We start from the raw sequence: 12965 nt of genomic DNA, 5'->3' as shown, positions 1-12965 counted from the left end.
TATATTTATTTATATGCTGAAATATTATTTAGAAATAATCAAACCTCGTATTATTTTAGGAAATATAGTTTTAATTATAGGTAGTTTTTTATTTTCATCGCGTTTTTCTTTTAATATTTTTTTGTTTATATCTACTATTTTAGGGACATCTCTAGTTATTGCTTCTAGTTGTGTTTTTAATAATTTAATTGATATAGAAATAGATTCTAAAATGAAAAGGACAAAAAATAGAGTTTTAGTAAAAAAATTACTTGAACCTAGATTAGCTTGTTTTTTTGGAACTATTATAGGTGGATTAGGTATATTTACATTAGGTTTTTTAGTAAATTTTTTATCAATGTTTTTATCAATAATTGGATTTATCATTTATGTTTTTATTTATACATTTTTAAAAAGAAAATCAATATATTCTACTTTTATTGGAAGTTTTTCAGGTTCAATACCATCATTAATTGGGTATACTGCTGTTAATAATTCTATTAGTATAGTTTGTATTTTATTATTTATTATTTTTATATTTTGGCAAATGTCTCATTTTTATGCAATTTCTATTGTTTATTTAGCAGACTACAAAAATGCAAATTTACCTGTTTTTCCCATAGTAAAAGGTGTTTCAAAAACAAAGAAACATATTTTTTATTATATAATATGTTTTACTTTATCTAGTTTTATATTAACATTTTTAGGTTATTTAAGTTATGTTTTTCTTTTTTTTGTTTCTATTTTAAACTTATATTGGTTATATATATCTTACTTGAATATGAAAGAAAAAGATCATTTTAAATTTTCTAGTAAAATATTTTATTTTTCTATTATAATAGTTATATTTTTTAATATATTGATTTCAATTGATTTTAGATTTTAATATTTTTATAAACATTGTGAAGGTTTCGGTATTCCAGCTATTTTACTAGCTTGTTGTGCTGGACCTTTAGGAAATAGTTGAAATAAATAAATACTGTGAATATTTTTACCTAGTTTCTTGTTAATACCACTAATTAGCATTCGCATTGATGGTGTAATATTATATTTAAAATAAAATTCTCTTATAAAATATATTATTTCCCAATGATTATTTGTAAGTATAATTTTTTCTTTTTTTGCAATTTCTTCTGCTAAGTAAATATTCCAATCTTTATTATTTTTTAGGTATCCGTCTAAATCTTTTTCTATTTTTTCGTAATTTATATATTTTTTGATATTTTTTATGGATAACATAATTTTTTATAATATAAAAGGTTTGTAAAAAATATTGGGTTAAATATGAAAAATTATAAAATGAATGTTTTTGAATTACAAGTAACATTAAGTTTTTGTGTTATTTTTTTATTACGTATGTTAGGTGTTTTTTCTATTCTTCCAGTATTAAGTAAATATGGATTATATTTAAATGGAGGGAATAAATTTTTAATTGGGTTATCTATTAGTGTTTATGCTATTGCTCAAATGATATTTCAAATTCCATTTGGTTTTTTATCTGATAAATTTGGTCGAAAAGAAATAATTATATTTGGACTTTTTATTTTTTTAATTGGAAGTATTATAGCTGCAAATACAAATTCTATTTGGGGGTTAATAATTGGAAGAGCTATACAAGGTTCTGGAGCTATTTCTGGTGTTTCTATGGCGCTTTTATCTGATTTAGTGAGAAAAGAAAATCGTATTAAATCTATTTCTGCTATAGGTGCTAGTTTTGCTGTTTCTTTTTTAATTTCTATTGTTTTTGGATCATTAATTATTGAAAAATTTAATTTTTCTTTTATTTTTTGGTTTTCTTCTGTATTTTCAATGATTTGTATTTTAATTGTTTTTTTTATGATTCCTACTGATAGAAATCAAGAGTATCAGGTGAAGAAGTTAAACAAAAAAATAAAATTTTTTAATCAAAAAAATATTAAATATTTATTTAATATAAATTTTTGTAGATTTTATTTTAGTATATTTTGTTTGCATTTTTTATTAACAATGCATTTTTTAATTATACCTGAGCAATTAGAGCTTTCTGGACTTATTTCAAATTATCATTGGATTATTTATTTAGTTACAATAATATTTTCTTTTTTTATTTTATATTTTATAGTTGTATATGGTAATTTTTATTTTTGTTTAAAAAATATTATTGAAATATGTGTTTTTTTTATTTTTTTATCATCATTGTTTTTTTTATTTTTATACAATCATTTATTCTATTTAGTATTATCTTTACAGATATTTTTTATTGCTTTTAATATATTAGAAGTTTTTCTTCCTTCATATTTAAGTCAAAAAATATCTATTAATAATTATAAAGGCAGTATTATGAGTATTTATTCTACTAGTCAGTATTTAGGAATCTCTTTAGGAGGTATTATAAATGGATGGTTATATACTTTTTTAAATGTTTCACAAATTTTTTTATGTGAAGTTTTTTTAGTTTTTATATGGTTTGTATTTAATTGTTTTTGTAAAAAATAATATTTTTATAGTATAATTAATCAAATTTTATATCAATTATTTTTTCTAGTTTTTTAGGTGTGTAAATTTGAATTTTTCTGATGTTTATAATATTTATCAAAATCGTATAAATAAAAAATTAATCGATGTATTAAACAGATTGCCTTTTCAGCATTCAATTCTTATAAAATCTATGAAATATGGGACTTTAATAGGAGGAAAAAGATTACGTGCATGTTTAGTATATATTATTGGAGAAATGTTTAAAGTAAATATTATTACATTAGATGTAATATCTATAGCTATTGAACTAATTCATTCTTATTCTTTAATTCATGATGATTTACCATGTATTGACAATGATTATTTTAGAAGAGGTAATGTTTCTTGTCATGTAAAATATGGTGAAAGTTTTACTATACTTGCTGGAGATGCTTTACAAAGTTTGGCATTTAATGTTTTATCTACACATATTATGCCCGGTGTTTCTGATAGAAATCGTATAAAAATTATTTCTGAATTGTCTTATTCTATTGGATCTACTGGTATGTGTATCGGACAAACATTAGATTTACAAAAAGATATAAAAGAACTTAATATTAATGAATTAGAAAAAATTAATTTATATAAGACTGCATTTTTAATTAGATCTTCTGTTCGATTGTCATATTTATCTTCAAAATTTTTTTCTAAAAAAATATTATTGTTATTAGATCGTTTTTCTATTGCTATCGGTTTAGCTTTTCAAATTCAAGATGATATTTTCGATTTTAAAAATGATGCTAAAAAAACGAAAAAAAATACAAATGAAAATAAAAATATATATAATACATATCCATATTTAATCGGAATCAAACAATCTCAAAAAAAAATAAAAATTTTATATCAAGAAGCATTGTCTATTTTAAAAATTTTTAAAAAAAAATGTTTTATTGTTAATAATTTAGAATTTTTAACAGATTTTATAATTCAACGTTCGAAATGAATTTAATAATGAGTTTCTAATGAATTTTGATATTAAAAAATATCCAACATTATTTTTAGCTGATTCAGTTAAAAGTTTAAGATATTTACCAATTAAAAAATTACCTCAATTATGCTTTGAATTAAGAAGATATTTATTAGATATAATTTTTATTACGGAGGGTCATTGTGCATCTGGATTAGGTGTAGTTGAAATTACAGTTGCTTTACACTATGTTTATAATACACCATTTGACAATTTATTATGGGATATAGGACATCAATCTTATCCGCATAAAATTTTAACTGGCAGAGCAAAAAAAATAATTAGTATTAGAAAAAAAAATGGTTTACATCCATTTCCTTTTCGTGAAGAAAGTCAATATGATGTTTTTGGCATGGGCCATTCTTCTACTTCAATTAGTGCAGGTTTAGGTTTGTCTATTGCAGCTCAAAAAGAAGGAAAAAATAGAAAAACTATTTGTGTTATTGGTGACGGTGCAATCACTTCAGGTATGGCATTTGAAGCTATGAATCATGCTGGTGAAATACAAACTGATTTATTAGTAGTATTAAATGATAATGAGATGTCTATTTCTAAAAATACAGGCGCTTTAAACATACATTTAAAAAATTTAAAAAATATTAAACATAATTATATATTAAAAAATTCATTTTTTGAAAATTTATCGTTTCAATATTTAGGACCTTTTGATGGACATGATATTTTTTATTTAATCAATCTTTTAAAAGATATTAAAAATAAAAAAGGTAGTTTTTTATTGCATTTAATTACAAAAAAAGGAAAAGGTTATCTTCCAGCAGAATTAGATCCAATTAAATGGCATACAGTTCCACAAAAGAATATTTCATCTTTTGATAAAGTTCTTACTTATTCAGAAGTATTTGGTTCTTGGTTGTGTGAGATAGCAAGTATTGATAAAAAATTAATAGCAATTACACCTGCAATGTGTGAAGGTTCAGGTATGTTAAATTTTTCTCGTTTATTTCCAAATCAATATTTTGATGTTGCTATTGCTGAACAGCATGCAGTTACCTTTGCAGCTGGTTTAGCTGCTGCAGGATATAATCCAGTTGTTTCAATTTATTCTACTTTTTTACAGCGTGCTTATGATCAAATTATACACGATGTTGCGTTGCAAAAATTATCTGTTTTATTTGCTATTGACAGAGCAGGAATAGTAGGAAATGATGGTCCTACACATCAAGGTGTTTTTGATTTAGCTTATTTAAGGTGTATTCCTGGACTTGTAATTATGACTCCAAGTAATGAAAACGAATGTAGGCAAATGTTATATACTGCATATATGTATAAACAAGGTCCAACGGTCGTAAGGTATCCTAAAGGAAAGGGAATAGGAGAGCCATTAACGCCAATGGACGTAATACCATTGGGAAAATCTATTTTAAGAAGAGTAGGTCATAGCATAGCAATTTTAAATTTTGGTGTGTTATTGCAAGCCGCTTTATCTGCAGCAAATAATTTAAATGCGACACTAGTTGATATGCGATTTGTTAAACCATTAGATACAAATATAATTATAGAATTATCTTCTCAATATAAATTTTTTGTTACTATTGAAGAAGGAATTATTTCAGGTGGAGCAGGTAGTTCAGTAAATGAATTTATCATGATAAAAAAAATTTTACTTCCAGTATTAAATATTGGACTACCAGATACATTTATTACTCAAGGTAGTCAGAAAGAAATTAGACATAATTATGAATTAGATGCTGAAGGAATTGAAAAAAAAATTTTTTCTTGGGTTTCATCATATTAATATTTTAAATATATCATTTTATTTTTTTAAACTAATAATAATATTATTTTTTTCTTTTATTATTTTTAATGCGGCTTTATCTAAAACGCCGTTAATAAATTTATGACTATCTTCTGATCCAAATAATTTAGCTAATTCAATACCTTCATTAATAGAAACTTTATAAGGTATATCCTTTCTTTTATATAGTTCATAGAATGAAATTCTAAGAATTGCTTTTTCTATTTGTCCTAGTTTTTTAAGTGAACGTGATAAATATGGTTTCATTAAATTATCTATATTTTCACAGTTATCAGTTATTCCTAAAATCAAATCATAAAAATATTCTAAATCAATATTTCTTTTATTTTTTTCTTTTAAAAATTCTATAGTATTATCTTTAATATTATTTTGAGAGATTTCCCAGGAGTAAAGCATTTGTAAAGCACAAGCACGAGCTTTTCTTCGAAAATGTGGATTTATCATAAAATTTTCCTAATGTTTTATTTTTTTTGAGGTTCTAATATTAATCTTATATCTGGACCTATTTTTTTAAAATCTACAAAATTAAATTTAATACATTCAAATAACTTTAAATGATTTTTTAATAAAAACAATGGTTTTGCTTCGTGTCCTAATATTTTAGGTGCAATATATATAATTATTTCATCTATTAATTGCATCTTTAATAAAGAACCAGAAAGGGTGCTTCCAGCTTCTATCCATACATTATTAATTTCTAAATTTCCTAAAAATTTTAATGTAGATATAATGTTAATTTTTTTTTTATATGGTTTTATTATAATTTGTTTTATATTATCTGGCCATAATTCATTATCTGGTTTTAATCTTATTAATAAAATTTTTTCTTTTGTATGCATTATTTTATGTGATTTTTTCATTTGATTTTTGCTATCTATAATAACCCTTATTGGATGTTTAAAATCTTTTTCAGGAAATTTAGACAGTATTTTGGAATTAAATTCTTTTTTACGTACAGTTAATTGTGCATTATCATGTATAATAGTTGTACTACTACTTAGAATTGCTGAACTTTTGGCTCGAAATATTTGTACATCTTGACGTGAATCTTTCGAAGTAATCCACTTACTTTCACCAGTTTTCATTGCAGTTCTTCCATCTATTGACATTGCTAATTTCAGTTGAATTCATGGAAATCCAGTTTTCATACGTTTAAAAAAACCTTTATTATATTTTTTAGATTCTTTCGATAGCAATCCTATTTCTACAGAAATATTATTTTTTCTGAGATAAGTAATTCCTTTTCCAGATACTTTTGGATTAGGATCTAAATTTGATATGATTACATGAACAATTCCAGCATTAATTAATGCATCACAGCATGGTGGTGTTTTACCAAAATGATTACATGGCTCCAATGTAATATATGCAATTCCTCCTTTTGCTTGTTTTCCAGCCATATTTAATGCATTAACTTCAGCATGATTATCTCCATATTTTTTATGCCATCCTTCTCCAACAATGTGGTCTTGATTAACAATTACACAACCAACATTCGGATTTGGAGAGGTTGTAAATTCACCTAATTTACTAAGTTGTATAGCTCTTTGCATATAAAATATATTTTTCATATTTTACCAAAATTTTTAAAGATTATTTTAATTAAAATGATTAAAACCAGTTTTTTTAAAATTAATTTTTTTATTGTTTTTCATTAAATTAAAACCTTTTTCTTTTGAAGTAATATATCCAATGTGTTTGCATTGAATTAAACGTTTTTTAATAGCTAAATTTAATTTTTTAATGTTTTTTTTAGAAACTGTAAAACATAATTCATAGTCTTCTCCGAAATATAATGCCCAATTCAAACAATTATTTTTTTTAAAATTATTTATTAATTTTTTAGAGATAGGTAATTTATTTACTTCTATATCAGCTCCGCATTGACTATTTTCTAATATATGTCCTAAATCAGCAATTAATCCATCTGATATATCTATTGCTGCATTGGCAAAGCTTCTTATTATTATACCTTCAGAAATTCGTGGAATAGGATTAAGATGTTTTTGAATTAAATAGTTTTTTATTGTTATATTTATATTTTTTTTTTTTGGAGTAAAAATAAACCAGCAGCGCTTTCTCCAAGATATCCTGTTACATAGATTAAATCTCCTTCTTTAGCATTTTTTCTTAATAATGCTTTTTCTCCTTGAATTAACCCGTAAACACTTAGTGTAATACTTAAAGGTCCACAATTAGTATCTCCACCTATAAGTGTTATTTTATATTGGTTTAAAATTTTAAAAAAATTTTCACTAAAACATTTTAACCATGTACTATTTGATTTAGGCATAGTAATAGATAATGTTATCCACTTAGGAAGTGCACCCATAGCAGCTAAATCACTGAGATTTACAGCAATTGTTTTATAAGCTAAATTTTCAGGGGTAATATTTTTAAAAAAATGTGTTCCTTCTACTAAAGTATCAGTACTAATAGCAAGGATATTGTTTTTTGGTATTTTAATTAATGCGCTATCGTCTCCAATACCTTTGATAAGATTTTTATCTGTTTTTTGATACTTATTAAAAAAATGAGAAATAATTTCAAATTCGTTGTATTTCATAATTTAATCATTATCTTTTTTTAATTTTTCTATAATATTGATCATTTCTAATGCTGCTAATGCAGCTTCAGATCCTTTATTACCCATTTTTAAACCTGATCTTTCAATAGATTGTTCTAGATTTTTTGTAGTTAATATTCCTAATGTTATTGGAATGAAATATTTCATACTAATTTTTGAAAGATTGTTATATGTATCACTTGCAATGTATTTAAAATGATCTGTACTTCCTTTAATAATTGTTCCTATTGCAATAATAGCATTATACTTTTTATATTTTGCAATATACTTAGCTATTATAGGTATTTCATAAGTTCCAGGAACATATATTTTTAAAATGTTTTCTTTTTGTATTTGACCTACTCTTGTTAAAGTATCTAGTGCTCCAGATAATAAGTGATTATTAATAAATTGATTAAATCTAGAAATAATTATTGCAATTGATGCTGTTTTATTTGTAATTCCGGATTGAATAATATTCATTTTTTTAATTTTTAGTTGTTTTAAGATTTGTTTTTAATATCCAAGCATTTCCATAGTGATTATAAAAACCTGCTTGTATACCCGCTTGTTCTCCAATTCCCTGATAAATATCAAAATGTTGTCCTTTAATCATACCCCCTACATCTAATGCACATAATAATCGCATTTCATATTTATTAATAAAAACACCTTTTTTATCAAGTAAAGGTATTTGTACTAATAATATACTTCCATTTTTAATGATAGATTTATCTACAGCTATTGCTGATTTTGCGATTAATGGTACAGCACTAGATCCGAATACTTCTTTCATTTTAGTTTCTTTAAAAAAAACAAAAGATTTGTTTTCTTCAAGTAATTTTTGAACTTCTAAATTGGTATGTTTACTGCACCAGTTCTTAATACTTTGCATAGAAATATTTTTTTTACTTATTTCACCTCGTTTTATTAATATTCTTCCTATACTTGTATAAGGCCAGTTATTTTTTTTTGCATAACTAAAAAAAGTTAATGGATTTCCATTTCCGTAGTCTATAAAACCACTTCCTTGAATTTCCATAATAAAATTATCTATTAAAGAGTTGCTATAAGCTAAAATATATTTTTTTTTTAGAATACCATTATATATATCTTTTCTTTGTGGTAGAATTTGATTTTTTTTAAAAACAGATGGTGTTTGATATATTGGATAAATAAAATTATCTTTTTTTATTTTTCGAGCTTGTATTATAGGCGTATAGTATCCAGTAATTTTAACATTGCCATAATTATCTACTCCTTTCATTTGAAATATTTTAATTCCAAATTTATTCAATGTATTCAAGTCTGATGTTTTTAACCATTTTTTAATATTATTATAAAGAATAGAATTTTTTAAGTATAAATTTGGAGAAAATTTTTTAATTTTTTCTAATTGTATAATAAAGTCTTTTTGATTAATTAATTTAGTTTTAATATTTATTTTTTTTGTTTCAGTAAAATTGTTAGTAATTTTTTTTTGATATTGTTGACCTTTACTAGAATCATAATTATTACATGAAATTATAAATATAAATATTACATTTAATATTATTTTTTTTATATTTTTTTTATTTTGCAGTTTAAAAGTTTTGTAATTAATCATAGTAATATTTTTGAATATTTGTTAAATTTCTTTTAATAAAAGAAAGTATTTAAAAAAAATAAAAATGTTTTTAAAAAAAGGTTGCATTTTTTTTCTTAAAGATGTATTCTTTACTAACTAAAGCGGGGTGGAGCAGTCTGGTAGCTCGTCGGGCTCATAACCCGAAGGTCGTTGGTTCAAATCCAGCCCCCGCAACCAAATACATCCTATCTAAAAAAAAATATTCCACAATTTATAATATATATATCATTTTTTAATGATAAAACTTTTATTTTTAAAAAATTTTATCACACGATGTGTTTTATATTTATATTATTTTGGTAATTGGTTTTTTAATTAGTGTAATATAAATAATATAAAACTTAATTTTACTTAAAAATAATATATAGGTTCGAGTGAAAAAGCAAGAGGATTATCATGAAAGAGCGTACTACTGAATTAGTTCAGGGTTTTCGCCATAGTGTTCCTTATATTAATGCTCATCGTGGAAAAACATTTGTTATTATGTTAAGCGGTGAGGCAATTAAATATGGAAATTTTTCTGGTATTATTAACGATATTGGTTTATTACATAGTTTAGGTATTCGATTAGTACTTGTATATGGAGCTTGTCCTCAAATTAATTCAAATTTAAATGAAAAAAAAATTAAAATCACATATCATAAATATATACGTGTTACTAATTTGCTATGTTTAGAACAAGTTAAACAAGCAGCAGGAAGATTACAACTTGATATTACTGCTCGTCTTTCAATGAGTTTAAGTAATACTCCTTTGCAAGGAGCAAATATTAATGTTGTAAGTGGAAACTTTGTTATTGCGCAACCATTGGGTATAGACGAAGGTATAGATTATATACATACTGGTCGAATTAGAAGAATTGATAAAAAAGCTATTGATTGTCAATTAACAAATGGTGCTATAGTTTTAATTGGTCCTGTTGCAGTTTCTGTTACAGGAGAAAGTTTTAATTTAACTTCTGAAGAAATTGCTACACAAGTTAGTATTAAGTTGAAGGCAGAAAAAATGATAGGTTTTTGTAGTAATCAAGGAGTTCTTAATGATCAAGGAAAAACTATTTCAGAATTATTACCTGATGATATAAATAAAAAGATTATAAAATTAGAAAAAAATGGAGATTATATTTCTTCAACAGTTCGTTTTTTAAAAGGATCTATCAAAGCTTGTAAAAATGGTGTAAATAGGAGTCATTTGATTAGCTATCATAAAAATGGAGCTTTATTACAGGAATTATTTTCTCGTGATGGTATTGGAACACAAATGGTTATGGAATCTGCAGAAAAAATTAGACAAGCTACTATTAATGATATCGGAGGAATTTTAGAGTTAATTCGGCCTTTAGAAAAAAAAGGGATTTTAGTTCGTAGATCGAGAGAACAGTTAGAAATGGAAGTAGACAAGTTTACAATTATTCAGCGTGATAACTTAACTATTGCATGTGCTGCATTATATCCTTTTTTTAAAGAAAATTTAGGAGAAATGGCATGTGTTGCAGTTCATCCTGATTATCGTAATTCTTCGAGAGGCGACTGTTTGCTTAAAACAATTAAATTAAATGCTAAAAAAATAAATTTAAAAAAAATATTTGTACTTACTACACATAGTATTCATTGGTTTCAAGAAAGAGGATTTATTATTGTTAATGTTGATAAATTGCCTGAAAGTAAGAAAAAAATGTATAATTATCAACGTTGTTCTAAAATTTTAATGATGGATTTATTTTAATATATTAAAAACTTTTGTTTTTTTGACGTCATAATGAATATTTTTTTATTTGAAAAAATACTTAATTTTTTTCGAGATCTTGTAATTGCTGTATATAAAATTTCTTTGTTCAATATTTCTAAATTTTTATTTGGAAGTATTAATGTTGTATGATTAAATTCAGAACCTTGAGCTTTATGAACAGTAATACACCAAGCAGTTTCATAATTTTCTAATAAATCAACAGGAATATATTTAGTATTATTATGATCTTGTAAAAAACACACTTGTAATTTTTTTTGATGATTGAAATGAGTAATTCCTATATCACCGTTAGATAGATTTAAATATTTGTTATTTTTTGTAATAATAATAGGTTTTCCTGGATACCATATTTGATTGTTAATATAGGAATATTTTTTAATAATATTTTTTTTATACATTACTTTTTCTAAAGTATTATTTATATTATGTATTCCGAATAGACCATCTCTAACAATACATAATATTTGATGCTGTTTAAATTTTTTTATAATTTCTTTTATACTTTCTTTTTGCTCTATTTTATCCCAATATTCTTGATTATAAAAAATAATTTTATTAATCATTCTTTCATATTGATGTTCGCAATTAATTTCATAAAAAAAAACATTTTTTATTGAATTATTAAATAATTTAATAAAAATTTCTTTTTTATTTTGATCAATTGCATTTGATAATATGTAAATTCCTGAATTGGTTTTAAATCTATAATTTTTTTTTAAAATACATATTTTATCACTAATTAAAAAAGTATTATTCTTATTTTCTTTATTATATAATTTTGAATATTGTGTAATATTTTTTAAATAAGATATAGTTTCTATACTATAACCATCATGTGAATAATTATAAATTTTTTTTAAAATAGAACCTGCTCCTATTGGTGATAATTGATTATGATCTCCAATAAAAATAATTTTAGTATTTTTTTGAAGAGCAGAAAATATATTATTCATCATAAAAATATCTATCATAGATACTTCATCAATAATTAAAACATCTATATTTAAAGGGTTTTTTTTATTAAAAAAAATTTTGTCAGATGTTTTTGATACTCCTAATAATTGATGTATAGTGACAGGTTTTAAAAGAAATAGTTTTTTTTCTTCTGAAGATAGGTATAAATCAAATGTTTTATAATTATTTAATGTTTCAATTAAATGTGCTGTAGCTTTTCCTGTAGGTGCTGATAATTGTATTTTAATATTTTTTTTTGTATTTTTTATTAATATAATAATAATTTTTATTATTGTAGTAGTTTTTCCAGTCCCAGGACCTCCTAAGATAAAAAATATTTGATTTATTAAACTTAATGCTACAGCTATTTTTTGATAGTTATATTCTTTACTAGGAAATAATTCTTTTAAGAGTGAACAAGTCTTTATTAAATCAAATTCATTATATATTTGTTTTTGATGTAAATACTTTAGAATATTTTTTTCAGATTTCCATATCTTATAAAGATAAACTTTATCTTTAAAAAATACTAAAGGAGTTATAATATCTCCATTACTAAAAGCATGATGTTTTGATAATTCTAATGACCAGTTCGTTTGGTTTTTATTTAAAATAAATAATATTTTTTTAATAATTTTTTTATTGTTAATAGAAAAAAAATTATTTTTTTTGAAATATTCAAGTGATAAAAAAATATGGCCATTATTACTCTCAAAACTTGTACATGCTGCTACTAACATAATGATATTATTTGTTTTAGAGATAAATTGTGAAAAAATGAAATCAATCATGCGTATGATCTTATTTTTTACTAAATCTTTTAATAGTTTTTTCATATCAATAACACTAC

The 12965-nt window shown here is 23.2% G+C and carries 12 protein-coding genes, 1 tRNA gene and 1 pseudogene; 6 read left to right on the top strand and 8 right to left on the bottom strand.

The window, feature by feature from the left end:
• The first annotated feature begins 13 nt into the window (after positions 1–13).
• On the top strand, positions 14–865 hold the full coding sequence (gene cyoE, locus FQV33_RS01320; RefSeq protein WP_158347906.1) for a heme o synthase: 852 nt from the start codon (positions 14–16) through the stop codon (positions 863–865).
• Positions 866–870: 5 nt separating this feature from the next.
• On the opposite strand, the gene FQV33_RS01315 is transcribed toward cyoE, so the two are convergent.
• Positions 871–1218 (bottom strand): TusE/DsrC/DsvC family sulfur relay protein, encoded by a 348-nt coding sequence (locus tag FQV33_RS01315; RefSeq protein ID WP_158347904.1) that lies wholly within the window; start codon positions 1216–1218, stop codon positions 871–873.
• Positions 1219–1263: 45 nt separating this feature from the next.
• Here FQV33_RS01315 and FQV33_RS01310 point away from each other — a divergent pair, with 45 nt between their 5' ends.
• The 3 genes from FQV33_RS01310 (at position 1264) to dxs (ending at position 5198) form a co-directional block, all read left to right on the top strand.
• Complete coding sequence (locus FQV33_RS01310; RefSeq protein ID WP_226856633.1) at positions 1264–2454, top strand: MFS transporter; 1191 nt, start codon at positions 1264–1266, stop codon at positions 2452–2454.
• A 67-nt stretch (positions 2455–2521) separates the two neighbouring features.
• A complete protein-coding gene (locus tag FQV33_RS01305) occupies positions 2522–3418 on the top strand; it encodes a polyprenyl synthetase family protein (protein WP_158347902.1) in 897 nt (298 codons plus the stop codon).
• A gap of 19 nt (positions 3419–3437) precedes the next feature.
• Positions 3438–5198, top strand: coding sequence for a 1-deoxy-D-xylulose-5-phosphate synthase (dxs, locus tag FQV33_RS01300; protein WP_158347900.1), 1761 nt, complete (start codon positions 3438–3440; stop codon positions 5196–5198).
• 18 nt (positions 5199–5216) lie between these two features.
• Here the strand turns inward: dxs and nusB are convergent, their stop codons facing one another.
• From nusB to mltA, 6 genes and pseudogenes are all read right to left on the bottom strand, one after another.
• The gene (gene nusB, locus FQV33_RS01295; RefSeq protein WP_158348525.1) at positions 5217–5660 is read right to left on the bottom strand and encodes a transcription antitermination factor NusB; all 444 of its coding nucleotides are present in this window, start codon (positions 5658–5660) and stop codon (positions 5217–5219) included.
• A 20-nt stretch (positions 5661–5680) separates the two neighbouring features.
• Positions 5681–6772 (bottom strand): annotated as a pseudogene (gene ribD / locus FQV33_RS03125) (bifunctional diaminohydroxyphosphoribosylaminopyrimidine deaminase/5-amino-6-(5-phosphoribosylamino)uracil reductase RibD).
• Between the two features lie 45 nt (positions 6773–6817).
• Positions 6818–7120, bottom strand: a complete 303-nt coding sequence (locus FQV33_RS03120) for a hypothetical protein (RefSeq protein ID WP_264284754.1) — start codon at positions 7118–7120, stop codon at positions 6818–6820.
• A gap of 134 nt (positions 7121–7254) precedes the next feature.
• A complete protein-coding gene (gene thiL / locus FQV33_RS03115; RefSeq protein ID WP_226856632.1) occupies positions 7255–7785 on the bottom strand; it encodes a thiamine-phosphate kinase in 531 nt (176 codons plus the stop codon).
• Between the two features lie 3 nt (positions 7786–7788).
• A complete protein-coding gene (gene ribE / locus FQV33_RS01275; protein WP_158347896.1) occupies positions 7789–8268 on the bottom strand; it encodes a 6,7-dimethyl-8-ribityllumazine synthase in 480 nt (159 codons plus the stop codon).
• Positions 8269–8272: 4 nt separating this feature from the next.
• Positions 8273–9391, bottom strand: a complete 1119-nt coding sequence (gene mltA / locus FQV33_RS01270) for a murein transglycosylase A (RefSeq protein ID WP_158347895.1) — start codon at positions 9389–9391, stop codon at positions 8273–8275.
• A gap of 121 nt (positions 9392–9512) precedes the next feature.
• Here mltA and FQV33_RS01265 point away from each other — a divergent pair.
• Both FQV33_RS01265 and argA read left to right on the top strand, forming a co-directional pair.
• Positions 9513–9589, top strand: a tRNA-Met gene (locus FQV33_RS01265).
• A gap of 219 nt (positions 9590–9808) precedes the next feature.
• Positions 9809–11137 carry an amino-acid N-acetyltransferase gene (gene argA / locus FQV33_RS01260; protein ID WP_158347893.1) on the top strand — a complete coding sequence of 443 codons (1329 nt, stop codon included), beginning with the start codon at positions 9809–9811 and terminating at the stop codon, positions 11135–11137.
• On the opposite strand, the gene recD is transcribed toward argA, so the two are convergent.
• Entirely contained in the window at positions 11134–12951 is a 1818-nt protein-coding gene (recD, locus tag FQV33_RS01255) for an exodeoxyribonuclease V subunit alpha (protein WP_158347891.1), read from the bottom strand. The genes argA and recD overlap by 4 nt on opposite strands.
• Positions 12952–12965 lie beyond the last annotated feature (14 nt).

The sequence above is a fragment of the Buchnera aphidicola (Aphis fabae) genome (genome assembly GCF_009069125.1).
GTDB classification, from domain to species: Bacteria; Pseudomonadota; Gammaproteobacteria; order Enterobacterales; family Enterobacteriaceae; genus Buchnera; species Buchnera aphidicola_BB.
This window is presented reverse-complemented; position numbering and strand designations above follow the sequence as displayed.

Coding starts and splice junctions, on each gene's coding strand:
- FQV33_RS01310 (WP_226856633.1), top strand. CDS start 1,264: ATGAAAAATTATAAAATGAATGTTTTTGAATTACAAGTAACATTAAGT.
- thiL (WP_226856632.1), bottom strand. CDS start 7,785: ATGAAATACAACGAATTTGAAATTATTTCTCATTTTTTTAATAAGTAT.
- mltA (WP_158347895.1), bottom strand. CDS start 9,391: ATGATTAATTACAAAACTTTTAAACTGCAAAATAAAAAAAATATAAAA.
- cyoE (WP_158347906.1), top strand. CDS start 14: ATGCTGAAATATTATTTAGAAATAATCAAACCTCGTATTATTTTAGGA.
- recD (WP_158347891.1), bottom strand. CDS start 12,951: ATGAAAAAACTATTAAAAGATTTAGTAAAAAATAAGATCATACGCATG.
- argA (WP_158347893.1), top strand. CDS start 9,809: ATGAAAGAGCGTACTACTGAATTAGTTCAGGGTTTTCGCCATAGTGTT.
- dxs (WP_158347900.1), top strand. CDS start 3,438: ATGAATTTTGATATTAAAAAATATCCAACATTATTTTTAGCTGATTCA.
- FQV33_RS01315 (WP_158347904.1), bottom strand. CDS start 1,218: ATGTTATCCATAAAAAATATCAAAAAATATATAAATTACGAAAAAATA.
- ribE (WP_158347896.1), bottom strand. CDS start 8,268: ATGAATATTATTCAATCCGGAATTACAAATAAAACAGCATCAATTGCA.